The sequence below is a fragment of the Mesorhizobium sp. M1E.F.Ca.ET.063.01.1.1 genome (assembly GCF_003998155.1).
Taxonomy (GTDB): domain Bacteria; phylum Pseudomonadota; class Alphaproteobacteria; order Rhizobiales; family Rhizobiaceae; genus Mesorhizobium.
In genome coordinates, this window is record NZ_RZSC01000010.1 from 1 (window position 1) to 21,615 (window position 21,615).

30 protein-coding genes and 3 pseudogenes are annotated in these 21,615 nt (G+C 63.5%); 21 read left to right on the forward strand and 12 right to left on the reverse strand.

All coding sequences use genetic code 11. From position 1 onward, the window contains the following. Both EOA29_RS41100 and EOA29_RS41105 read left to right on the forward strand, forming a co-directional pair. Positions 1–277, forward strand: a pseudogene (locus EOA29_RS41100) (hypothetical protein); the annotation flags it as partial. A gap of 594 nt (positions 278–871) precedes the next feature. Beyond that, entirely contained in the window at positions 872–1,354 is a 483-nt protein-coding gene (locus EOA29_RS41105; protein ID WP_189350157.1) for a hypothetical protein, read from the forward strand. A 152-nt stretch (positions 1,355–1,506) separates the two neighbouring features. Here the strand turns inward: EOA29_RS41105 and EOA29_RS02250 are convergent, their stop codons facing one another. Together EOA29_RS02250 and EOA29_RS02255 are read right to left on the reverse strand one after the other, a co-directional pair. After that, on the reverse strand, positions 1,507–2,151 hold the full coding sequence (locus EOA29_RS02250) for a response regulator transcription factor (RefSeq protein ID WP_126094719.1): 645 nt from the start codon (positions 2,149–2,151) through the stop codon (positions 1,507–1,509). Beyond that, positions 2,148–3,548, reverse strand: a complete 1,401-nt coding sequence (locus tag EOA29_RS02255; protein WP_127220144.1) for a sensor histidine kinase — start codon at positions 3,546–3,548, stop codon at positions 2,148–2,150. The genes EOA29_RS02250 and EOA29_RS02255 overlap by 4 nt, the downstream gene beginning before the upstream one ends. Positions 3,549–3,755: 207 nt before the next feature. On the opposite strand from EOA29_RS02255, the gene EOA29_RS02260 reads away from it, so the two are divergent. The 5 genes from EOA29_RS02260 to EOA29_RS02280 all read left to right on the forward strand — a co-directional run bounded on the left by EOA29_RS02260 (position 3,756) and on the right by EOA29_RS02280 (position 6,857). Then, positions 3,756–4,673: a 2-dehydropantoate 2-reductase gene (locus EOA29_RS02260; protein WP_245464725.1), complete on the forward strand. Its 918-nt coding sequence runs from the start codon at positions 3,756–3,758 to the stop codon at positions 4,671–4,673. A 33-nt stretch (positions 4,674–4,706) separates the two neighbouring features. Continuing rightward, on the forward strand, positions 4,707–5,447 hold the full coding sequence (locus EOA29_RS02265) for a class I SAM-dependent methyltransferase (protein WP_126094717.1): 741 nt from the start codon (positions 4,707–4,709) through the stop codon (positions 5,445–5,447). A gap of 77 nt (positions 5,448–5,524) precedes the next feature. After that, positions 5,525–5,731 carry a hypothetical protein gene (locus EOA29_RS02270; protein ID WP_126094716.1) on the forward strand — a complete coding sequence of 69 codons (207 nt, stop codon included), beginning with the start codon at positions 5,525–5,527 and terminating at the stop codon, positions 5,729–5,731. Then, positions 5,712–6,443, forward strand: coding sequence for a GNAT family protein (locus tag EOA29_RS02275; RefSeq protein WP_189350155.1), 732 nt, complete (start codon positions 5,712–5,714; stop codon positions 6,441–6,443). Before EOA29_RS02270 ends, EOA29_RS02275 begins: the two co-directional genes overlap by 20 nt. A gap of 201 nt (positions 6,444–6,644) precedes the next feature. Further along, positions 6,645–6,857 (forward strand): hypothetical protein, encoded by a 213-nt coding sequence (locus EOA29_RS02280; protein ID WP_126094714.1) that lies wholly within the window; start codon positions 6,645–6,647, stop codon positions 6,855–6,857. Positions 6,858–6,980: 123 nt separating this feature from the next. Here EOA29_RS02280 and EOA29_RS41110 read toward each other — a convergent pair whose 3' ends face one another. Both EOA29_RS41110 and EOA29_RS02285 read right to left on the reverse strand, forming a co-directional pair. Beyond that, positions 6,981–7,139 (reverse strand): hypothetical protein, encoded by a 159-nt coding sequence (locus EOA29_RS41110; RefSeq protein WP_189350152.1) that lies wholly within the window; start codon positions 7,137–7,139, stop codon positions 6,981–6,983. Between the two features lie 130 nt (positions 7,140–7,269). Continuing rightward, complete coding sequence (locus tag EOA29_RS02285) at positions 7,270–7,473, reverse strand: hypothetical protein (RefSeq protein ID WP_126094713.1); 204 nt, start codon at positions 7,471–7,473, stop codon at positions 7,270–7,272. 222 nt (positions 7,474–7,695) lie between these two features. On the opposite strand from EOA29_RS02285, the gene EOA29_RS02290 reads away from it, so the two are divergent. Both EOA29_RS02290 and EOA29_RS02295 read left to right on the forward strand, forming a co-directional pair. Continuing rightward, positions 7,696–8,343, forward strand: coding sequence for a hypothetical protein (locus tag EOA29_RS02290; RefSeq protein ID WP_126094712.1), 648 nt, complete (start codon positions 7,696–7,698; stop codon positions 8,341–8,343). A 110-nt stretch (positions 8,344–8,453) separates the two neighbouring features. Continuing rightward, a complete protein-coding gene (locus EOA29_RS02295) occupies positions 8,454–9,158 on the forward strand; it encodes an outer membrane beta-barrel protein (protein ID WP_126094711.1) in 705 nt (234 codons plus the stop codon). 22 nt (positions 9,159–9,180) lie between these two features. Here EOA29_RS02295 and EOA29_RS02300 read toward each other — a convergent pair whose 3' ends face one another. Further along, the gene (locus EOA29_RS02300) at positions 9,181–9,720 is read right to left on the reverse strand and encodes a DUF6428 family protein (protein WP_126094710.1); all 540 of its coding nucleotides are present in this window, start codon (positions 9,718–9,720) and stop codon (positions 9,181–9,183) included. A 42-nt stretch (positions 9,721–9,762) separates the two neighbouring features. Between EOA29_RS02300 and EOA29_RS02305 the strand changes: the two genes are divergently transcribed. From EOA29_RS02305 to arsC, 3 genes are read left to right on the forward strand one after another with little or no spacing between them, the layout of a single operon-like run. Further along, a complete protein-coding gene (locus EOA29_RS02305) occupies positions 9,763–10,113 on the forward strand; it encodes a metalloregulator ArsR/SmtB family transcription factor (RefSeq protein WP_126094709.1) in 351 nt (116 codons plus the stop codon). After that, positions 10,110–10,868, forward strand: coding sequence for an MIP/aquaporin family protein (locus tag EOA29_RS02310; RefSeq protein WP_126094708.1), 759 nt, complete (start codon positions 10,110–10,112; stop codon positions 10,866–10,868). Before EOA29_RS02305 ends, EOA29_RS02310 begins: the two co-directional genes overlap by 4 nt. Next, on the forward strand, positions 10,865–11,275 hold the full coding sequence (arsC, locus tag EOA29_RS02315) for an arsenate reductase (glutaredoxin) (RefSeq protein WP_127220145.1): 411 nt from the start codon (positions 10,865–10,867) through the stop codon (positions 11,273–11,275). The genes EOA29_RS02310 and arsC overlap by 4 nt, the downstream gene beginning before the upstream one ends. Before the next feature lie 42 nt (positions 11,276–11,317). On the opposite strand, the gene EOA29_RS02320 is transcribed toward arsC, so the two are convergent. After that, positions 11,318–11,836 carry a GNAT family N-acetyltransferase gene (locus tag EOA29_RS02320; RefSeq protein ID WP_189350150.1) on the reverse strand — a complete coding sequence of 173 codons (519 nt, stop codon included), beginning with the start codon at positions 11,834–11,836 and terminating at the stop codon, positions 11,318–11,320. 47 nt (positions 11,837–11,883) lie between these two features. On the opposite strand from EOA29_RS02320, the gene EOA29_RS02325 reads away from it, so the two are divergent. Continuing rightward, complete coding sequence (locus EOA29_RS02325; protein ID WP_245468373.1) at positions 11,884–13,080, forward strand: MFS transporter; 1,197 nt, start codon at positions 11,884–11,886, stop codon at positions 13,078–13,080. 205 nt (positions 13,081–13,285) lie between these two features. Here the strand turns inward: EOA29_RS02325 and EOA29_RS02330 are convergent, their stop codons facing one another. Further along, a complete protein-coding gene (locus EOA29_RS02330; protein WP_126094705.1) occupies positions 13,286–13,747 on the reverse strand; it encodes a phasin in 462 nt (153 codons plus the stop codon). 252 nt (positions 13,748–13,999) lie between these two features. Between EOA29_RS02330 and EOA29_RS02335 the strand changes: the two genes are divergently transcribed. Next, complete coding sequence (locus EOA29_RS02335) at positions 14,000–15,547, forward strand: CYTH and CHAD domain-containing protein (protein ID WP_126094704.1); 1,548 nt, start codon at positions 14,000–14,002, stop codon at positions 15,545–15,547. A 234-nt stretch (positions 15,548–15,781) separates the two neighbouring features. On the opposite strand, the gene EOA29_RS02340 is transcribed toward EOA29_RS02335, so the two are convergent. Then, positions 15,782–15,964 (reverse strand): hypothetical protein, encoded by a 183-nt coding sequence (locus tag EOA29_RS02340; protein ID WP_189350148.1) that lies wholly within the window; start codon positions 15,962–15,964, stop codon positions 15,782–15,784. Between the two features lie 205 nt (positions 15,965–16,169). On the opposite strand from EOA29_RS02340, the gene EOA29_RS02345 reads away from it, so the two are divergent. Further along, positions 16,170–16,319 carry a hypothetical protein gene (locus EOA29_RS02345; protein ID WP_095770090.1) on the forward strand — a complete coding sequence of 50 codons (150 nt, stop codon included), beginning with the start codon at positions 16,170–16,172 and terminating at the stop codon, positions 16,317–16,319. 96 nt (positions 16,320–16,415) lie between these two features. Here EOA29_RS02345 and EOA29_RS02350 read toward each other — a convergent pair whose 3' ends face one another. Beyond that, the gene (locus EOA29_RS02350) at positions 16,416–16,622 is read right to left on the reverse strand and encodes a DUF3606 domain-containing protein (protein ID WP_126094703.1); all 207 of its coding nucleotides are present in this window, start codon (positions 16,620–16,622) and stop codon (positions 16,416–16,418) included. A 168-nt stretch (positions 16,623–16,790) separates the two neighbouring features. Here EOA29_RS02350 and EOA29_RS02355 point away from each other — a divergent pair, with 168 nt between their 5' ends. Genes EOA29_RS02355 through EOA29_RS02365 form a run of 3 tightly spaced genes read left to right on the forward strand, consistent with a single transcriptional unit; the run spans position 16,791 to position 19,097 of the window. Next, positions 16,791–17,048 (forward strand): metal-sensing transcriptional repressor, encoded by a 258-nt coding sequence (locus EOA29_RS02355; protein WP_126094702.1) that lies wholly within the window; start codon positions 16,791–16,793, stop codon positions 17,046–17,048. A 7-nt stretch (positions 17,049–17,055) separates the two neighbouring features. Further along, on the forward strand, positions 17,056–18,384 hold the full coding sequence (locus EOA29_RS02360; RefSeq protein WP_126094701.1) for a cation diffusion facilitator family transporter: 1,329 nt from the start codon (positions 17,056–17,058) through the stop codon (positions 18,382–18,384). Further along, positions 18,381–19,097 (forward strand): ABC transporter permease, encoded by a 717-nt coding sequence (locus EOA29_RS02365; protein ID WP_126094700.1) that lies wholly within the window; start codon positions 18,381–18,383, stop codon positions 19,095–19,097. Before EOA29_RS02360 ends, EOA29_RS02365 begins: the two co-directional genes overlap by 4 nt. Here the strand turns inward: EOA29_RS02365 and EOA29_RS02370 are convergent. Continuing rightward, a complete protein-coding gene (locus EOA29_RS02370; protein ID WP_126094699.1) occupies positions 19,094–19,564 on the reverse strand; it encodes a hypothetical protein in 471 nt (156 codons plus the stop codon). The two genes, EOA29_RS02365 and EOA29_RS02370, sit on opposite strands and share 4 nt — an antisense overlap. A 10-nt stretch (positions 19,565–19,574) precedes the next feature. After that, positions 19,575–19,944: pseudogene (locus EOA29_RS02375) on the reverse strand (antibiotic biosynthesis monooxygenase family protein). 97 nt (positions 19,945–20,041) lie between these two features. Here EOA29_RS02375 and EOA29_RS02380 point away from each other — a divergent pair. The 3 genes and pseudogenes from EOA29_RS02380 to EOA29_RS02390 form a co-directional block, all read left to right on the forward strand. Beyond that, complete coding sequence (locus tag EOA29_RS02380; protein ID WP_126094698.1) at positions 20,042–20,521, forward strand: MarR family winged helix-turn-helix transcriptional regulator; 480 nt, start codon at positions 20,042–20,044, stop codon at positions 20,519–20,521. 163 nt (positions 20,522–20,684) lie between these two features. Further along, positions 20,685–20,957, forward strand: coding sequence for a PilZ domain-containing protein (locus EOA29_RS02385; RefSeq protein ID WP_126094697.1), 273 nt, complete (start codon positions 20,685–20,687; stop codon positions 20,955–20,957). 40 nt (positions 20,958–20,997) lie between these two features. Further along, positions 20,998–21,081 (forward strand): annotated as a pseudogene (locus tag EOA29_RS02390) (GFA family protein); the annotation flags it as partial. Positions 21,082–21,113: 32 nt separating this feature from the next. Here the strand turns inward: EOA29_RS02390 and EOA29_RS02395 are convergent. Beyond that, positions 21,114–21,584 (reverse strand): nucleoside deaminase, encoded by a 471-nt coding sequence (locus tag EOA29_RS02395; RefSeq protein ID WP_126095971.1) that lies wholly within the window; start codon positions 21,582–21,584, stop codon positions 21,114–21,116. Positions 21,585–21,615: the final 31 nt, after the last annotated feature.

The window sequence follows — 21,615 nt, forward strand, 5'->3', positions numbered from 1 at the left end:
CAACAGCAGCAGTGGCGGAAACAGTGGCAACAGCAAGGGCGCAACGAACAGCGCTTCCAACAGTGCCGCAAGCAGCACCGCCGACGTCGACGATCATGTGAACGCCGCGACCGGCGACAAGGTCGAGGTCAGCAGTAACGGCATTCAGGTCACGCACCGCAACGGAATGAAGGAGACGATCGAGAACGGCAGGTTCAGGATGGAGGACAAGTTTGGTCGTACCATCGTCGAGCGCAAGGCCACTATGGCCGATCTCAATCGCCTGAAGAGTTTGTGAGAGCGAGGTTCTATCTGGATTAGATCTTCAAGGGACCAAAGGCTAGCGCTGCAAAATCAGGTTGCCACCTTTTGCTTCGTCTCTTCGGTCCTGATCGTCTTACGACAGAACTCTCGCTGCTCACCTTGCCCCCGCCTTTTGGCGGGGGTACTTTTTTGGTCCTTGGGACAAATGCCGGAAGCGGACCCTTGGCGCATGGCCCCCAGGCCGGGGAAAATGATTCATGCGCAAAAACAAAGCTTTACGACACTTTTTGCGTCCAACGGGGACACCTGCACCGTAGTGTGCCGCGGCTCGTATGGGCGTCCGCGCGGTTCTCGCAGACCTCAGTCATAGAGAATTGCCGGCCATTTTCCAAGCGATTTGGTTAACGCGGCGGCGGTTGCGGGCGGAGCTGTTTCTCCCACTGGTTGCGACGATGGTCCCCAAGCGGCCGCAAAAAAGGTCCGACCGGATATGGCATGGGTCGTGGGCCACTTCCGTCGGCTCACCCGAATGTGAATCCTTGCGCCGTCAAGACACCGGTTCCGCCTTGGTCGGGCTGAGAGCGGAACTTCGGCAAGGCCGAGACGGAACCGGCATAAAAAGGACAGCATGCGCCGACCCGCCTTCAAGAGGTTTGCCCGCCTCACGCTGCGCGCCGCAAACGCGCTGGCGCTTGTTGTCGCGACCTATCATTTCACACCCGATGTCGCTGCCAAGTTCGTCGTGGCCACAGCTTATGCCGGCAACGGCAACGGCGGCAGCAACGGCGGGGGTGGCAATGGTGGGGGCAATGGCGGCGGCAACAGCGGTGGCAATTCGAGCAACGGCAATGCCGGTGGCGGCAATGCCAATGCCGGTCCTGGGAACAACAGCGGCAAGGGCAACACCAGTCCTGGCAGCAAGGGCAGACATGTCAATGCCGCGACCGGCGACACGGTCGAGGTCGACGGCAACAAGATCACCGTCATCCACCGCAACGGCATGAAGGAAGAGATCGACGCCGGCCGCTTCGAGATGACGGATGCGCAAGGCCGCACCATCGTCGAGCGCCAGGCGACGCGGGAGGATTTCGCCCGCCTGCTGAACTTGTGAGGGTTGAGAGAAGCTACCCCCTTTTCCCGCACCCTCGCATGTCACCCCCGTCTTCCGGAGACGGGGGTGATTGCGTTTTAGGGAATAGGCAGTAGGCAGTAGGCAGTCTGCCTAGTCCCCAATCCCTACTGCCTATTCCCTACTGCCTAAACTTATTGCCTGTCTTTCGCCTCATGCATCAGCAGCGCCGCTTCCGTGCGGTTGCGCACGTTGAGCTTGGCCAGCACCCTGGTCATGTGGTGCTTGACTGTCTTTTCCTGCAGCGCCAGCCGGGCGGCGACTTCCTTGTTGCTCAAGCCCTCGGCCACCAGCTTCAGGATCTCGGCCTCGCGGCCGGTGAGCTGGCTGAGCGGGTCGGGCTTGCGGCCGGTGGGCTGCAACAGGTCCGACAGCAGCCGGGCCGAGAGTGTCGGCGAGACATAGCTCTGGCCGGTGGCGACATCGCGCAGGATCTCGGCCAGCGACTTTGAGCCGACGCCCTTCAGCACATAGCCGCGCGCACCGGCCTTGAGCGCCTGGGCGACGTCGGAATTGGTTTCCGAAACCGTCAGCATGACGATCTTCTGCTCGGGCGCCGCCGCCAGGATGCTGGCCAGCGCGTTGAGGCCGCCGCCCGGCATGCTGATGTCGAGCATCAGGATATCGGGAGCGCTGGCGCGGACCAGCCTTTCGGCATCCTCGGCGCTGGCGCCTTCGCCCACAAGTTCGAAGCCGCCGATCTCGCCGAGGCTGCGCGCCACGCCCTCGCGAAACAGCGGATGGTCGTCGACAATGGCTATACGGATGGGTGCGGTCACGGCTGCTCCTCGACAGACAATGTGATTACCAGTCTCGTTCCCCCGGGGCCTGACAGCGTCTCGAACTGCCCGCCAATGCTTTCGATACGCTCCCTGAGCCCGGCAAGCCCGAGGCCTTCGCTCCTTGCGGGGTTGAAGCCTGGACCAGTGTCCTGCACCTCCACCACCAGCTTGCCGCCCTTCATCGTGGCTCTCACCTGCTGGCCCTTGCCCTTGCCGTGTCGGTAAGCGTTGTTCAGCCCTTCCTGCACGAAACGATAGATGCTGATCTTCTCCGAGGTGCCGAGTTCCGGCAAGCGCTCCGGCAGCGTCAGCAACACTTTGGTGTTCGTGCGGCGCTCATGCTCGGCCACGGCCAGCCGCAGTATGTCGGCCACCGCCTGGGTCTCGATCTGCGGCAGCACGAGGCCGTTGCAGATGCCGCGTATCTCGCGCATCGCCTCGCCGAGCGTTTTGTGGATGCCGGCGATCTCGGCCTCGCGCTGCGGTTTCGGCGTCGCGGGGTCGACCAGGATCGGGCTGTCCATCCTGAGCGCGGCAAGCGCCACCAGTTGCGCCGGCCCGTCATGCAGGTCGGCGCCGATGCGCCTCAGATACCGCTCGTTGATGGCGGTGGCGCGGCGCGAGGCGCGCTGCACGCGCTGGCGCAGCGACGAATTCTGCGCAAGTGCCGACTGCAACTCGGTAACCTTGGCCTCCAGCGCGGCGCGCTGTGTCTGGATGGTGCGGCTGCCGCGAAAGACGATGCCCGACAACAGCGCGAGCGAGGTCGCGGTGGCGCTGGCCACCACCAGCCAGGTCGATCTCAGCGCCGAGTTCAGCGTCTCCTGGAAATCGTCGGCGATCTCGTAGAATTCGGACACCGCCACCACTTCACCCGACCATGGCTCGCGCACCGGATTGTAGATCTCGAACAGCGGCGCGTTCACAACTTTCTCCTCGTTGGTTTCGGGGTCGTCGGTGAGATTGTTGTATTCAGCCACGACATTGCCGGCGAAAGCCGACTTCAGGTTGAGGTTGGGGGGAAAGTTCTTGCCGATCAGAGCCGAGTCGTCGGCGTAGAGCACCGTGCCGTCGCGCCGCCACAGCTTGAACGACACCAGCCTCTTTCCGAGCGCGCCCTGGCCGAGCGTTTCGTCCAGCGCCCGCTTGACCGAGTCGTCGAGCTCGCGGCTCTTGCGCAGGTCCGGCAGCAGCGGTGCGATGACGCTGTCGACATAGAGCGCTGTCGTGGTGGCGGAGTTGTGCATCACCCCCTCGCGGATCTGCGACGTTACCCAAAGGCCAACCACGAGCATCACCGCCAAAAGCCCGATGCCGCCGGCAATCACGAACTGCCAGGCCAGCGACAGCCCGCTCCAGACTTGCACAAGTCGTTTCAAGATCTCCCTGAGCATCCGCGTGATTCACCCCGCCGCCGGCCAAGACTATAGGCCAGTCGCGGCGATTGCGACACAGACCTTGGTCCGGCTTCCCGAGGAAGGTTAATCGGGCGGCTGTCGAGCCGGCTGGTCGATTTATTGAGTATCTGCTAATATTATCATGGCTGCGAGCCCGCTGCGGCATTACGCGGCGATGGCATCAGCCGGCGTCGAGGGGACGGCATGCGGATCGCAATGATGGGTGCGGGCGGCATCGGCGGTTACATCGGGGCCAGGCTCGCCGAGGCGGGAGGCGACGTCAGCTTCATTGCTCGCGGCGCGCACCTGGAGGCCATGCGCCAGGGTGGCCTGCGAATTCACAGCGACGCCGGCAATATTTTCCTGCCCACCGTATCCGCAAGCGCTTCTCCGGCCGACATCGGCCCCGTCGATCTCGTGATCTTCGCGGTCAAGCTCTACGACGGCGAGAAGGCCGCCGCGGCGCTCGGACCACTGATTGCCAGGAACACCCGCGTCGTGACTCTGCAAAACGGCATCGACAGCATCGAATTGCTGCGTCGCCATGTTCGCGACGACAAGGTTATCGGTGGCGCCACCTATCTTTCCGGCTTCATCGGCAGACCCGGAGAGGTCGTCCATGCGGGCGGGCTGCAGCAAATTCTCGTCGGCGGTCATCGTGAGCCTCTGATCCGCGAGCTTCAAGCGCTTTGCGATCGGGCAGTAGGGCTCGAACTGAAGCCGGTCGCCGACATCGACAGCGTGCTCTGGGAGAAGTTCGTGACGCTTGCAGCCTTCTCCGGCGCGACGTCGCTCATGCGCTCGGGCATTGGTCCAATCCTTGGCGATCCCGAGGCGCGGATCTTCGTCGAGCAATTGCGGGACGAGGGGATGGCGGTTGCCGCCGCGGCCGGTCATCCGATGGCGGAAGGATTCGAGGAACGCGTCATCACGAGATGGACCGCATTCCCACCGCATGTGAAATCATCGATGGCCAACGACCTTGAAAGAGGCAAGCCCATCGAGGTCGCCTGGCTCTCAGGGCGCATGCATGAACTGGGCATGAAGCTCTCCATTGCGACTCCTGGCCACACCGCGGTGTTCCGCGCCTTGCATCTCCATGCGGCGGGGGCCGCCGCCTAGCGTTGTTCCATCGAGGTTCCCTGGGAGGACATCATGGCAAGTGCGTCGACTGAAAGCGGTCTGGCAACGACGGACAATGGAGCTGCCGGCGCTCAGGACATGTTCAACAGCGAGCTTGAAACCTACCGCAGGATCGTCGGCGCGAACCTGATGTTCCATCAGGAAATCTATCACCTTCTGCGCGACTTGCTTGTCGAGCAAGCGCCCGCCTCATTCCGCTTCCTAGACGTGGCGTGCGGAGATGCCAGTGCCTCCGCCGCGATGCTGAGGACGACCGCGATAGGCAACTATGTCGGTATCGACTTGTCCGAGGCATCGCTGCGGTTGGCGGCCCGGGAGCTGCAGGCCCTTCCTTGCCCCGTCGAGCTGCGCTGCTGCGATTTCGCGCCGGCAATGGCGAAGTGGTCGGAGCCGATCGACGTGATCTGGATCGGCATGTCGCTGCACCATCTGCCGACGGCGGCCAAGGCAAGGCTGATGCGCAACGCCCACAGGGCCCTGGGCGGCATGGGCCTGTTCGTGATCTGGGAGCCGGCGCTGTTCGAGGGAGAGGATCGCGCCGCCTGGCTCGCGCGCTTCTCCTTGCTGCGCGACAAATGGTCGGCCGTTTCCGACGAGGAATTCGCATCGATGGAAAGGCATATGCTTCTGGCCGATTTCCCCGAAACCTCGCGAACCTGGCTTCGCTTAGGGCGGGATGCCGGCTTCTCGCATGCGGAGGACATTTTCTTGATGCCCAATCGAATGGGCAGGGTGTTCCGTTATTGGAACTAGTCGGCCGTTGGGGCGGCCATCCGTCCAGGTTGAACCAGCGGCCGGAGTGAAGACGTCATGCAGGGAGAGGCGCTCCGGTGCTGAAGATCCTGAAACGCCGGCTGCCGGGCGATTTGGCCGGCGCGCTCGAGCATCTTGGCCGCCGATGGCTGGCCGAGCAGCCATTCTCCGGAGAATTGTGCAATATCTATCCCGCGCCGGAAGAGGGGAGGCCGCGGACGCCATTATCGCCGCATGGCAAGGCACGCACCAAGGGAGAGCAGGATGCGGGCAGGCAAGATTGAGCAAGCCGCGGCAAATGCCGAGGCAACCCCGTCGGGCGATGCGCCGGTTCCAGTCGCCGTCCTGGTCGAAGGCCGTTGCGGGCGCTTGCGCCCGCTCGAGGCCGGACGTGATGCGGCAAGGCTCTATCGGCTCTCGCATGACGAGCACACCGAGGCCACCTGGATAGACATGAAGGTGGGACCTTTTGCCACCGAGCAGGCCTTCGCCGAGCATGTCGCCGCGCTGGTGGCGGACCCCAAGCGCGCATTCTTCGCGGTCGACGGTCCCGACGGTGAAGCGCTGGGGTGGCTCTGCCTGATGGAAGCCAGGCCGGTGCACCATGTCGTCGAACTCGGATATGTGCTCTATACGCCGCCGCTGCAGCGCACGCGGCTCGCCACCGAGGCGCTCTACCTCATCCTGCGCCATGTCTTCGACGATCTCGGCTACCGGCGCCTCGAATGGACATGCACATCGACCAACCAACGTTCGCGCGCGGCCGCCGTGCGGCTCGGCTTCGTTTACGAGGGCACGCATCGCCAGGGCCTGTTCCTGAAGGGCAAGCCCTGCGACATCCCGATGTATTCAATGCTTTCGCGTGAATGGCCGGCCAATCGCGCCGCCTTGGAGGCCTGGCTCGATCCCGCTAATTTCAGGGACGGGCTGCAGGTCCGCTCCCTGGCCGAGATTCGTTCACCGCCCGATTTCACGGATCCGCCTTTGCCGATCTGAAGGCCCCGATGGCAAGTCCGTTCGTGGTACCGATTACGATCTTGATCATTGTCGGAGGCGGCCTTGCGGGTTCCTCGCTTGCCATCGCCCTTGCCGGTCGCGGCGCCCGCTATTTCAGAGAGACATAAGGTCGAGCGACCATACCGCACGGCGTTGCGCCGCCAGGGAACGCAAAGCGGGGCGATTGCGTTCTGTGTCGCTATGTCGAGGAGCCCATACAAGGCCGAAAGGCCGGCCCTGACCTCGCTTGCCGAGGCGGAGCGCCAGGCGCGCGCGGAAAAGAACGCCAGGCTGAGGAACCTTCGTACACATACGTCGTGGCTGGTGCTCGATCCCGACGCGCTTTTCCGCGACGAGATCGACTGCTCGGCGCTGTTCGGTGACATAACGATGCCGAAGGTGAGCTCGTCCTAACCAGCAATTCCCCTCAGGCTGCTAGATCGGTTCAGCGTTTCACAGCATCGCCGAACCGCTCTAAGCCTTTGTTTTTGCGTAACTTCGGACGGACAACCGCTGCGCACTTTTCCCGGAATTGCTCTAAGCGATCTGAAGCCGTCCGACTGAATCCGCCCGCGATATCGCGACCAGCCGTGCGACGGCCAATGGCGCCATGACCATCAAAACCGCCGTGGTGCCGAGGAAGATCGACCAAGCCAGATCGATTCCGCTGTGATCATAGCAGACCGCAAGTTCCATCACGCTTTACCCCTTACTGAACCACCCACCCGCTGCGCATCAGTGCCACCCTTGCGTAGGCCAAGCATGATCCTGATTTGCGAGAAATACAAGTGATCGCTAATTTAGGTTATGGGTCAGCTTGAAATATCTAGCTGACCTTTTCGTCCAGCTTCGCTTGAAGCCTGGACGCAGCCCTGATGAGGGCTTCGGCTGCTTCCCGATCCAGCGCAACGTCCAGCAGCCCGCCTGGTGTCTGTATGGAGAGGATGCCAAGGGCGCCTTGCTCGTCATCGACAATCGTTACGTGGAACTCTGTCGGCACGAACGGTGGTGCCTTTTTCGTTTGGGTCATTGGTGTTCGTATCTCTGGGAGCGCTTCGACAATCGCGCAATCCGTAGATGCGTTCAAGCGGTCTCAGGTTGTAGCCATCGGCCGCGCGCCGCGACGCCGATCCAGCAGGCCGTTTGACAAGGCGGCCCGTCCCGCCGAAACATAGACGGCATTTCGTGCCGCCGGAGGGGCGGCGGGGTGGTGGGCTTGCCAAATACCGGGAAGATTGCGCCTGGAGCGCCCTTGCATCTGTCCACGATGAGCGTGCCGCCGCGCGACAGGCTGGGCACCTGGCTCGAATTCTATGGGCAAAAGCTCTTCAACCTGGAGATCGAGCCGTTCGGCGATGAGCCGTTCCGGGCCGACGTGACCTTGCGGTCGCTGCCGGGCGTCAGCCTGTCGACCGGCGCCCGCAGCAATGCTCATTACCGGATCAGGCAGCAGCACCTGAAGAACGCCGGCGACATGGTCATGCTGATTGCGGTGCTTGCCGGGCGCGGCCGCTCGGTGCAGCGCAACCGCGAGGCGCTGACCTTGCCCGGCCAGGCGGTGATGATGCTGACCAGCGAACCCGCCATCCACACGCTGGTCGATTCCGGTCGCTATCTCAGTCTCTACGTGCCACGGGCGGCGCTTGCTTCGATCGCGCCGGGCTTCGACCGACCGCTGGTGAGCTCGATCGACGCTGGCCGCGAAGCGCTTCGCCTCCTCATCGGCTATGCCTGCATGATCAACAATGCCGGCGCTCTCGCATCGCCGGAACTGCAGCTCGGGCTGGCCGCGCATATCCAGGACCTCCTGGCGCTGACGCTGGCCGACAATGGCGAGGCTGTGGAGATCGCCCGTGGGCGGGGCCTGCGCGCGGCCCGGCTGCCACAGTTCCGCCGATAGCTGAGCCACAGTCGCGCCCGGTCCAAGGTGCGGTCGTGTGGGTTCCAAGCCCGCCGGCGATTCGTCGCCTATTGTCCCGCCATTTCTGAAATCCTGCGGGAACATATTCTATGCGACACGGAAATTTCGTCTCGGGCGTGGTGCTCGCTTGCGCGCTGGCGACGCTTGCCGGCCAGCCGGCCGCCCATGCGGCCGACGTCCAGGCCGCACCGGAGGCTTTCGACTGGAGCGGCGCTTATGTCGGGAGTGACATAGGCTGGCTTGGGCCATCCGGACGCTGGGAAAGCGGCAATCCCGGAAACACCTTTATCGGCCCCACCGCATACTCCGGCGGCGGCGTGACCGGTGGATTGCATCTGGGCTACAACTGGCAGATCGACGCGCCTTTTGTGATCGGCATCGAAGTCGATTGGGGTCTTTCCAACGCCGAGGCTTCCAGCCAGACGGTGGGTGGCTTGCCCGCGTTCGGGGGCTCGGCGACCTCGCGTTGGCAAGGCTCGGCACGCGCGCGGGTGGGGGCTGCCTTCGATCGGATGCTGCTATACGGCACTGCCGGCGTCAGCGTGGCGAAATTTGACTATTGGATGGCCGAGTTGCCACCTGTTACCAAGTTCGCATTTTCCGCAACCCGCACCGGAGTCATCGTTGGCGCCGGTCTTGAGTACGCCCTTGCAAGGGACTGGTCGGTGCGGGTCGAATACCGCCATGCCGACTATGGCAAAGCGGTAGCCCAAGTGTCCCCGATCTTTGGGGAACAACGCCACGCGCTGCGGACCGACTCCGTCCAATTCGGCTTCAGCTATAAATTCAATTGAGTTCGAAGAGCACGACGAGATTTCAGCCACAGCAGGCTTTGCCGATCCCAGGCGAACAACAGGATGGGCTCGCCGCCTTCTGCTCTTCCAGCCATCGATCGCGCGGCTTGCAGCTTGCCGGCCGCGGCGCCAGCTCGACCTCGACGGCATCGCCGACCAGCGTCGGCCGCGTTGCCCGGTGAAGCTCCATCGGCCGGATGCCGTCGCTGACTTCGAAGGTCAGCCTGGCGGACTGATCGAGCGCCACGTGATCGGCAACCTTGCGGATGATGGCAGCGAACTTGCCGGCCGGCATGTAGACCGGTCCGCCTTCGTCGACGTCCCATAGCTGCACGAAAATTTCCGACCAGGATTCGGGGTTTGCCCCGCAATCCAGCGCCGAGAACTGCCCCGCCTTGACCTCCGTCACGTGGTAGCCCGGCTTTACCGGCCGGCCGTCATAGCGGAACACCAGCGGCTTGTCCTTGTGGTCGGCCAGCGCATCGAGCAGGTCTCCGATGGTCAGGTCGGATGGCTCCAGTGGAAGGGCAGGAGCGATTTTCCGGTTGTCAGGAGAAAGCATGTCGGCTACTCCTCATTTCGATATTTCAAGGATTATTGAAACATGGATGGACGTCAAGCCCTGATCGCTTTTGGCGCGCTGTCGCAGGAGACGCGGCTCAGGCTGCTTCGATTGCTGGTCGTTGCCGGGCCGGACGGCATCGCCGCCGGTTCGCTTGCCGAACAGGTCGAGGTCTCGCCGTCCAATGTCAGCTTCCATCTCAAGGAAATGGAGCGAGCGGGCCTGGTCACGGCGCGGCGCGATGCGCGTTCGATCGTCTACAGCGCCGAGTACGATGCGCTGTCCGGCCTGATCCGGTTCCTGATGGAGGATTGCTGCTCGGGCCGTCCGGAAATCTGCGCGCCGGCGTTGGCGGCACCTTGCTGTCAGCCGGGCGAGGGGATCCGGCAATGATCATCGAGCCGATCGACGCGAGCGATCCGGGCGGCGTGGGAACGGCAACCTTCGATCTGCCGCGCCGCTTCGCCGCCGAAGCCCTGGGCACCGGTCTTTTGGTGGCGACAGTGGTCGGTTCCGGCATCATGGCCGAGACCTTGACGCACGACACGGCGCTGGCGCTGCTCGGCAACACGCTCGCGACCGGCGCCATGCTGGTGGTGCTGATCACCGTCCTCGGGCCGGTCTCGGGCGCCCATTTCAACCCCGCCGTTTCGCTGGTGTTCTGCCTGAACCGGACCCTGCCGGCCCGCGATCTGCCGGCCTATCTCGCCGCGCAGTTCCTGGGCGGCATCGTCGGCACGATCGCGGCGCATCTCATGTTCGCCCTGCCGGTGCTGGAGATCGCGACGAAGCTCCGCGCCGGACCAGCGCAATGGTTCTCCGAAACGGTCGCGACATTCGGCCTTGTCGCCGTCATTCTCGCCGGCCTCCGCTTCGAGCGGCGAGCCGTGCCATGGCTGGTCGGCCTCTACATCACCGCCGCCTACTGGTTCACCGCATCCACGTCCTTCGCCAATCCGGCCGTCGCGCTGGCGCGCTCGCTCACCAACACGTTTTCAGGCATCAGGCCGATCGATCTGCCAGGCTTCATCATCGCCGAGCTGCTCGGCGCCTTGGTCGCGTTGGCGCTGATGGGCTGGCTGCTGCGGTCCGAAACCGTTCAGCATTCCCAGCCATCGAAAGCCCAGCCATCGAAAGCGAAGCCATGACGGTCACGATCTACCACAACCCCGCCTGCGGCACCTTGCGCAACACGCTCGCCATGATCCGCGCCAGCGGCGAGGAGCCGATCGTTATCGAATATCTGAAGACGCCGCCGGGCCGCGCACGGCTGCTCGAGCTGATCGCGGCGATGGGGATCACCCCGCGCGAGCTGCTCAGGGAGAAGGGGACGCCTTACGCCGAGCTTGGCCTCGGCGATCCGAAATGGAGCGACGATGAGCTGATCGATTTTATGCTCGCCCATCCGATCCTCATCAACCGGCCGATCGTCGAGACGTCAAAGGGCGCAAGGCTCTGCCGGCCGTCGGAGGCGGTGCTGCCGCTGCTCGACAATCCGGTAGCGGAGTTCGTCAAGGAAGACGGCGAGAAGGTCGCATATGCGCCGCCGGCCTAGGATGGAATGAGATCCAGGTCCAGTCGGTTCAGCTGGACTGTCCTAAGGCGCCAGATGCTTCATGAAGTAGATCGAGGCTCGTGGTTTGCCGAACGGATCGACGAAGTGATGCGGCACGACACCGACTTCCCGCCAGTTCATGCGCCGGTAGAGCCGCTCGCTCGCACCGCCCTCGGCGGTGTCGAGAAGGAGCAGGGAGCGATTTCTCTTTCTTGCCTCGTCTTCGATGAATGCCATGAGGGCGGAGCCGATGCCTTGCCGCTGGAAGCCCCGATGCACGAGAAGCTTGTAGACCTCTGCCCGGTGCAGGGCATTCGGTTCCGGCGACAGGTAGAGCTGGACGGTGCCGACGAGGTTGTCATCGACATAGGCGCAGATGAGGAGGCGTTCTCCGTCCGCCAAGGAGTCGAAGATGCCCTGCCAATAAGCCTGCGCCTGCTCGGCGCCGAACGGCAGGACGAAGCCGACCAGCGCGCCGTCCTCAATGGTCTGCATCAAGATCTCGGCAAGAGCGCCGAGTTGAGCCGTTGCCTCGGTTTCGTCGATCACCGCGATGCGCATGCGATCCCCCATTTTGAGCACGATAGATAATGGGCTTTGAGCAATCCGTGAAGGCGGAAGCTCGCGCGCCGGTCGCCCGCAGCCGCCATGTCCTCGTCTCGGCGCTTGGCATCACGCAGATCCTCGCCTGGGGATCGTCCTACTATCTGCCCGCGGTGCTCGCCGCGCCGATCGCCGCCGAGACGGGCTGGTCGCTGGCTTCGGTCGTTGCCGGGCTCTCCTGCGGACTCCTGCTTGCCGGGCTGGCGTCGCCCATCATCGGCCGGCTGATCCAGCGTCACGGCGGCCGGCCGGTGCTTGCCGCGAGTTCCTTGCTCCTGGCCGCCGCTCACCTGCTGCTGGCGGCGGCCACCGTCTATCCGCTTTACCTGCTGGCCTGGCTGTTCATGGGCTTGGGCATGTCGAGCGGCCTCTACGATGCCGGCTTCGCCACGCTCGGCCGCCTCTATGGGCAAGGCGCCCGCGGCGCGATCACCAACCTGACGCTGTTCGGCGGCTTCGCCAGCACGGTTTGCTGGCCGCTCAGCGCTTTTCTCGTCGCGCATGAAGGATGGCGCGTCACGTGCCTCTCTTACGCGGCAATCCATCTGTTGATCTGCCTGCCGCTTCACCTTTGGGTGATACCGCCGCCGCCACCGGTCTCAACGCCGGCGCCGGCAACAGCCGAGCGGAAGCAGGCGTCGACCACGGGCCGGGCGAGCACACGCTTCATCCTCCTTGCCTCCATCCAGACCGTATCGGCGCTGATTGCATCGATGCTCTCCGTCCACCTCCTCACTCTCCTGCAACTGCGCGGGGTGAGCCTGGCGGTCGCGGTCGGCCTTGGCGCCCTCGTCGGCCCGTCGCAGGTCGGCGCGCGGGTGGCCGAAATGCTGATCGGCCGCAACCGCCATCATCCGATCTGGACGATGCTGGCGTCGGTGTCGCTGCTTGCGGCTGGGGTCTGGCTGCTCCTGGCAAGCCAGACGCTCATCGCCTTGGCATTGATCCTTTACGGCGCCGGCAACGGCATTCATACCATTGCGCGCGGCGCTCTGCCGCTGGTGCTGTTCGACCCTCAGCAATACGCCGCGCTCATGGGCAAGCTCGCCACGCCGAGTCTGATCGTCCAGGCGGCGGCTCCTTCGATCGGGGCGTTGCTTTTAGGGACGGGCGGCTGCGACCTCGTGCTGATGACGCTCGCATTGGCCGCGACCGTCAATCTGGCGCTCTGCGCCCGTCTGGTTGCGGTCGTGCGCCGATAATCCTTGGAGCAATTCCAGACGGAAAACCGCTGCACACTTTTCCTGGAATCGCTCTTAGGCGCAGTCCTTCAGCTCGACCACTTCGACGCCGAGGCGGAAGGCCTGTCCGTCGGCATAGGAGCGCGCACATTGCTCGGCTTCGGACGCCGGCCCTTCAGTTGATCAAACGCGGCGCCGGCTCCCGAGGGCCTTCACTGCCCGAGCATCAAGCGGCCTTGAGGTCCTTCAAGGCCTTTTCGAAGGCATCCTTGATCGGCTTGGATACGTCCTCACCAGCTCTCAACATCACCGCCTGCAGGGTCTTGGCCTGCTCGATGGAAGCGTCAATCTGTTTGTTCACGAAAGCGGCCTGCAGCTCGAAGAACTCGGACGGCGACTTCACGGCAACCAGGGCTTCGAGGTGCTTGAAGCCGGCTTCGGCATTGGCTCGCAGAACGGCAATCGTCTTCAGTGACACCTCGTTGCGGGTTGTCTTGGCCACTTCAAGGGTCGACTCAAAAGCCTTTTGAGTCGTTTCGGTGTTCGATTCCAGTTTGGAAAATGCTTCCTTCGCCTGCTCGACGCCCTGCTCGGCGACAGCGCGAACCTGCTCGGTAGCCTGGGACGGCTCGTAGGTAGCGGATTCCGTGTTTTCGATCGTTTCGGTCTTGCCGGGGATCTTGGCCATTTTCCCATCCTCTTCCAGAGAGTAGTCTCGAAAACAAGCCCCCTCCCTTATGTACGAAACCGTCGCAACGGATTTGTGAAGCCTACCTGAATTTGCGCGAACGGCTGCACGAACAGGGGTTGGCCAGCAAGGGCATGACGGCGCTTAAGACAATCACGACCACATACCGGAAGGGCGCCGGCCCCCCACGGTCAGTTGCCGGTCCGTGCCGGATGGGTTAGGACTGGAACCGAACTGGCACAAATCCGTCACATGAGCGAAGTCGAGCTGAAATTCATCCTCGACGAAGCGTCACCCAAGGAATTCTGGGTGCGCGTCAAGGCGTCGGGACTGGCCAAAGGCAGCCCAACGACGAAAACGCTGAGAAGCATCTATCTGGATACCTCAGAACACGCGCTGAAGAAGGCGGGGATAGCGTTGAGACTCAGGCGCGACGGGCGGCGCTGGGTCCAGACCGTCAAGACCAGAGCGGAACTGCACGGTGGCCTTTCGCAGGTCGGCGAGGTGGAAAACCCGGCGCCGGGAGGTCGGGTGTGCCTTGAAGCGATTCCCGATGCCTCTGTGCGCGACGAGGTCCTTCAATGCGTCAACGGCGCACCGCTTCAGCCCGTCTGTGAGACGGTGATCAAGCGTTCCGCCAGCGAACTGTCGCTTGCGGACGGCACCCGCGCGGAGCTGGCCGTCGATGTCGGCCAGATTCTCGCCGGGGGGCGGTCGGCCGACCTGAGCGAGGTGGAGATCGAGCTCCTTGAAGGCAGTCCGACAGGATTGTTCGAGATCGCGCATGTGCTGTTTCCCGATGGAGGGCTGAGGTTCTCGCGGCTTTCCAAGGCGGCGCGCGGCTATCTCCTTGCAGAAGAGGGGCGGATCGACCTGCTCCTGGCGCCTCGAAATGCCGAGGATGTTGCGATCGATGCGGATGAGATCGCCGAGCAAGCGGCGCGCAACATTTTGCGCGAGTGCCTGGATCAGGTCGCCACCAATGTCGTGGTGGTCCGAAAGCTGGAGGATTCCGAAGGGCCGCACCAGTTGCGGATCGGCCTGCGCCGCTTGCGCAGCGTGTTCTCCGTCTACGCTCCGGTGCTGGAGAGCCCGGAAATGACACGGCTTAACGACGAAGCGCGCTGGATTGGCCAGGAGGTCGGGAGGCTAAGGGATCTCGATGTGGTGACGAACGACATCGTGCAGCGGGAGGCCGGAACCCATCCGGATGAACCAGGTCTTGCCGCGCTTTCCGGCATGCTCTCACGGCAGGCAACGCAAGTGCGCCAGCGCCTTCGCGAGCTGCTTGCCGGGGCGCGTGTGCAGGCGTTCCTCATCGATCTGACGCGGTTCGTGGAGACACGCGGCTGGCTCGTTCCACAGGATTTCGACCAGACCGCGCGGCTTGCAGAGCCGGTCACCCAGTTGGCCGGCCAGGCGCTCGGCAAGCGCTGGAAGCGGGTCCGCAAGCGCGCACGCGGGATTGAGACGCTTGACCCAGAGCAGCGCCACGAATTGCGCAAGGAACTCAAGAAACTGCGCTATGCAGTCGAGTTCTTCTCTTCGCTCTACCCGGCAAAGCGTGTCGATCCGTTCCTGAAGCGCATGAAGAAACTTCAGACGGTCCTTGGGGACTTGAACGATGCCGCGACTGTCAAAACGGTGCTGCCGGGAACGGATGCCACCGCCGGCGATCCGACCGCGCAGCGCGCCATCGGCTGGGTGATCGGAGCGAGCCAGGCGCGCGCCGAACATGGCTGGAGCGGCGCAAAGGCCCTTTGGCGAAACCTAAAAGGGATCCATCCGTTCTGGAAGTGAGAGGAAGGAAGCCAAAAGCGACGCGACACTAAAGCATGTCTCCCGAAAGTGGGAACCGGTTTCGGGACAAAGACATGCGTAAAATCAAGAAACCTAAAGCGCAGGGAGCGAATCTGAAAGATCGCGACGCGCTTTAGGTCCGATTTGGCGCCCAGCGGATGTGCCGCGACCAGGTGCCCAAATGGCCGCCGGTTTTGAACCCGCTCCGGTCGCGGCATGCACGGGCAAGGAGCCTCAGGCGCAGTCCTTCAGCTCGACCACTTCGACGCCGAGGCGGAAAGCCTGTCCGTCGGCATAGGAGCGCGCATATTGTTCGGCTTCGAAGGGGAAGATCAGCGTGGTGCCGTAGGCGGTTACGCGCACCGTCCACTTGTGGCCCTTGACGAGTTCGACACCGTGAAGCTTCGCCGTCACCATCTCACCCTCCTCCAGTCCTGCACGCTCGCGACGCAGAGATAACGTCGCGGAAGTCATTTGAGTACAAATAATCCGACCGAATTATGTCGCTGGCGCGTCGATTCCGACATTTCGCTTGGCGCTTCCGTGAAATGGATCACGCTCGGTCCTGCCGGAACCCGGGACAGCCCCGGAGGTTAGAGTCACGAAGTCACAGGAGGCTGCCATGATCCGCAAGCTGAAATCCGGCGAATACCGTCTCTATTCGCGCAAGGTCGATCCGAGGACAGGCAAGCGCCGCAACCTCGGCACCTTCAAGTCGCGGGAGGCCGCCGAGAAGCACGAGCGCGAGGTGCAGTACTTCAAGCGTCACTAGCGGCTTTTGAAGTCCGCTGGCAATGATCGGCTCTTTGAATGCGCAGCGTCATCGCCCATGTCGCAGCATTTCGCGGGCAGCAAGCAGGTGCGCGCTCTAGTCCGTCGTGTCGTCGCCGTTCGAGCGTGAACCAAGCGCGTGGGCTTCGCGCTCCAGCACCGCGCGATCATTGCCGTATTTGGCAAAGAGTTGCCGAGCCTCAGGGATCGTAAGCTGGAACTTCCTCGCGAAATGGGCGACGTCGAAATCCTCGCCGATCGAGAGGTGATCAGTGGCATCGCGTGAGCTTTCATTGCCTGACATCGGAATATTCCTCCTGCCAGAAGAAAGGCGCGCGCGACGGCATGGTTCCGAGTTGTTCCCAAGCGATGTTCTGACAGACGCTCGAGACCCGCGGCCAATCCGTTAGGCGTCGGCAGCGGCTCTGGTGGTCCATTGTAATATCCTACCCTGGGGGATAGGATATCGATCATGACGATACACAGCTCGCATCCCGATATCATCGCCCGGCTCAAGCGCGCACACGGCCATCTGGCCGCCGTGCTCACCATGTTCGAGCAGGGGCGTTCCTGCCAGGACCTCGCGCAACAGCTTCATGCCGTCGAAAGCGCGGTCGGCAACGCCAAGCGCGAACTGATCCACGATCATATGGAGCATTGCCTGGTCGAAGGCGGCGAGCCGACCAGGGATATGCTCAAGGAACTGAAGCAGCTCACCAAATATCTGTGAGGCCGCCATGTGGGCAAGAATTCTGGATTGGTTCGGGTTCGGGTCACATGGTCATGGCCATGGCGGGCACGGCCATGATCATCACGGTCCGCACAGCCATACGCATGGCGTGATCGACGCCACGATCGCGACGACCGATCACGGCATCTGGGCGATCAAATGGTCGTTCGTGATCCTGGCGCTCACGGCCGCGCTGCAACTTGTCGTCGTCGTATTTTCGGGCAGCGTGGCACTGCTCGCCGACACCATCCACAACGTTGCCGACGCGACCACCGCCATACCGCTCTGGATCGCCTTCGCGCTGGCGCGCCGCAAGCCGACCAGGACCTTCACCTATGGCCTCGGCCGCGTCGAGGACCTCGCCGGCATCGCCATCGTGCTCATCATCCTGGCGAGCGCCTTGGTCGCCGGATACGAGGCGATCGACCGCCTGCTCAACCCCCAGCCGGTGCGGTTCCTCGGCTGGCTTGCCGCTGCCGGCATCATCGGCTTCCTCGGCAACGAGGCGGTGGCCGTATTCCGGATCCGCGTCGGCCGTGAGATCAACAGCGCCGCGCTGATCGCCGACGGCTATCACGCCCGCACCGACGGCTTGACCAGCCTCGCCGTCGTCATCGGCGCGATCGGCGTCTGGCTCGGCTTTCCGCTGGCGGACCCGATCATCGGCCTCATCATCACCCTCGCCATTTTCGGCATCGTCTGGCAGTCGGCGCGCTCGGTGCTGACCCGTATGCTGGACGGGGTGGAGCCCGGCCTCGTCGCCGAAATCCACCACGCGGCCGAACATGTCGCGGGCATCGACAAGTTGGTCGAGGCGAAGGCCCGGTGGCTAGGCCACAAGCTGCATGTCGACGTGGCGATCGCTGTCAATGACGGGCTGCTGCTCGCCGCCGCGAACAACATCGCCGCGTCGCTGAGAGCCGAGCTTTTCGCGCACATCCCGGCCCTCGATGTCGTCACGGTGCGCTTTGCCGGGGCGCAGGCCGAAGGTGGCCACCATCACGCGCCCGACCCGTTCCTGGTGTCCGGCAAGCTCGCCAGCGGGCTCCTGGAGATCGTCGACACGCCGCAGGGCGAGCGCATGCGCCTGCGGCTCTCGCGCCACGCCGAGGGCCTGCGGGCGAACATCGCCATCGAGCGGTCGGGTGGCGGGGTCGAGCGCCTGCCGCTGTCGCCGCTCGGCGGCGACCACCATTATCTGCAGAGCCTGGTCGCTCCGGCCGAGCCGCATGAATTCAGCGCCAGGCTGCAACTGGTGGCCGGCGCCGACAGCGAGGATCTGCCCTTCGCCATGGCCGAGCCGGACGGCCACCGTCACGGGCACGCGCATGGATGATACAAGCGCTCTTTGATTACCAGCGCGAAATCTATCTGGCGGTGGCGCAGCATCTCAAATCCTTCGCCGCCGATGGCAGTTGGCCCGCCCTTTTTGCCGTGCTGCCGATGGGTGTGGTGTTTGGCGCCGCCCATGCGCTGACGCCGGGCCACAGCAAGACGCTGCTTGCCGCCTATGTCGCCGGCTCGCAGGTGAGGCTGTCGCGTGGATTGCTGGTATCGCTGGCGCTTTCCCTCACGCATATCGCGCTTGCCGTCCTGATTGCGCTGCTGGCGTTGCCGTTGGTCTCGATCGCGCTGGGCAGCGTCGGCCGCGCTCCGGCGCTGGAAGCCCTCAGCCGCGGGCTGCTCGGGCTCGTCGGCGTCTGGATGATCTGGCGCGCGCTGCGCGGCCGACACCAACATACTGCCCATGAAGGCGAAGCGGTTGGTGTCATGGCGGGGCTCATCCCGTGTCCGCTGACGCTTTTCGTGATGACTTTCGCGATTGCGCGCGGAGTGCCATGGGCAGGCCTCGTCTTCGCGGTCGCGATGATGGCGGGTGTGGCGATTACCCTTGGCATCGTCGTCGCCCTTGCGGTCCTGTTCCGCAAAGGCTCCGTCGCTGTCCTCGACCGGTTTGGGTCGAGCACAGCGGCCGTCGCGACGCTTCTGGAGGTCGCGACCGGGCTGATCCTCATCGGCGCGGCGCTGCACCAAGCGTTCGGTATCTAGCTCGAGCCGGCCGCCTGCGAGGACGAAGAAGGTTTCCGCCGCCGCCGCGTGAGCTTCATGCCGTCGCGCATGTTGAGACCGAGCAGCGTGATGTTCGTCGCGCCCGCTATCAGCTCCAGCGCCTGCACCGCGTAGAAGGCGGTATCGAACTCTCCTGCCTTGGCCTTGGAGGCGAGGAACAGCGCCGCCGGGATGAGAACCAGAAGACCGTTCGCGGCAATGAGCGGCATTCGCTTCAGCTTCTTGCCGATCACGCCGGTTCGCACACCCTTCGCCAAGGCGAAGCCCGAGCCTCCTGTCACCGCCAACATGGGGATAAGCAAGAGGAGACCCCACGGTATGGCCGTCTTGACCGCGATGACGGTTGCCTCGGACGCAAACAGTTCGCTGAATGCCGTCGACAGCCAGAAGGTCGCGATCGTGAGGAGCGCGAGTGTGCCGGCCACCGGATGGATGAGCTTGGTCATGGCTTTTCCTCTAGGCGACGCAGATGCCCGGCACCCCGACCTTCTGGAAGAGATGCGGCATGGCGACTGCCGAGGATGGATAGGCCGAGAGTTTTGCAACGAACTCCGGATGCGTGAACGCGGCCCTGAAGTCCGCGGTCGATTCCCAGACTGCATAGTTCAGATAAGTCGGACTCTCGCCGATCGCCCGGTGTAGCTGGGTCGAGATGAAGCCCGGCTGCCGCTTCATGAAATTCGCATCCTTCTCCCAGGCCTGGAGGAAGGTCGGCTCGTCCGCGTTGTCCAGCGTGAAGACATTTCACGAGCACGAGGGGGGCGGCTTCGAGGCCGAGCTGGCGTTCGATCGGGAAGGCGGGATCAAGAGGACGCCTATGGGACATGACAGTCTCCAACAATTTGGTTATATGATGTCAATCTGGTACGATCGATCCCTATCTAATTGACATTATGATGTCAAATAAATTCTATGGTGACGAAATGGATGCAAGCAGGCGAACCCTCACTGGCGATGCCTTGACCGACCTCATTCTCGACCTGTTCAGGGTCAACAACCTGATCTTGACCTGGGGCGACAGGCTTGTGGCGCCGCTGGGGCTCACAAGCGCCCGCTGGCAGATATTGGGTGCCATCGTTGCGGCGGACCGGCCGCAGCCGGTGGCTTGGCTCGCGCGCGATCTTGGCGCCAACCGCCAGAATGTGCAGCGCATCGTCAACGACTTGGTGGCGGAAGGGGTCGTCCGGTTCGAGCCCAATCCGCATCACCGCCGCGCGCACCTTGTCGTGCTGACCGATAGGGGACAGCAGACATACGACGACGCCATCGGCTTGTACGACCCACGGGTCAACGCGCTCGCGGACGGGTTTCCCCTCGAAGACATCCGGACGGCCGGCCGCGTCATGAAGGCGCTGCGGAAGAAGTTCGAAGGCGATGAAAAAAATGCTGGAGAGCAGACCTGATCGCTATGGTTCGACGGCAGGCGGCGCGGTGTGCGGAAACGGGACCGCCCGAGCCGGCTGCGATTAGAAAGCGCTAACGGAACGGAAACGCCTTGCTGCTATGGTGCGGCGTCTGGGCAGGGGAGGCTGAGCCCCGTCGAGGAAGTTTCGGGACGAGTATATCATGGCCACTTTTCCCCACGTCGAGCGCCGTCTTTTTGCGCGAGAGTTCGTGCTGAAGGAGGCCACGATCGTCACCGGCGACGCCAGCATCAGGTGCTCCATCCGCAACCAGCACGAACATGGCGCCGAGTTGCGTGTCGGTGCGCAGGCGGAACTGCCGGACCGCTTCACGCTCATTGTCCCTGACGACGATGCCGTCTACCGCGCCGTGGTGCGCTGGCGCCGCAACGAGCGCGTCGGCGTCCAGGTCTACAGCAATTCGCTGAAGGGCTGACGTCCCAAGGGCGCAGCTCCACTATTCAGTTACACGGGCTATCCGGCTCAACGGCAATGTTCGACTTGTGGCGTCCGGTCGCTCATACGGGGTCGGCATCTGCCATTGTCTCGACTGCCGCAAGAAGGTATTGCGGCCCGCGCCTTGGTCGCCAAGCTACCGCCGCCAGAAGTCGCGGTGCGCGGAGAGAAGCTCGTCCTCGATTTCGGGGAAGGGGCCGTGAACCTCGATTTTCTTCTGCCCGGAGCCGAGCACAACGCGCGAGGACAGGCTCATCGTCGGGTTTTCGGGATGGTCGCCAGTCAGCGCGAGAAGCTTGGTCTCCTCGAAGCCGTAGACCAGTCGACCGATATTCGCCCAGTAGAGCGTTCCGGTGCACATCGCGCAGGGCTCACCGGTTGAAACCAGCGTGCAGGTCCAGAGAAACTCCGGCGAATAGGCAGCCGCCGCACGCCGCGCGAGCTCGGTTTCGGCGTGATGCACGGTGTCGATATTGGCTTGGCGCATGAGGACCGCGTCGTCGGGGCCGACCAGCACCGCGCCGAACGGATGATGGCCATGCGCGACCGCGCCGCGGGCAACGGCATCTGCCTCGAATAGGTGAGCGATCATCCGGTCGCGCGTCATGTCGCGCACTTTATGGCGCGTGAGGCGGCGT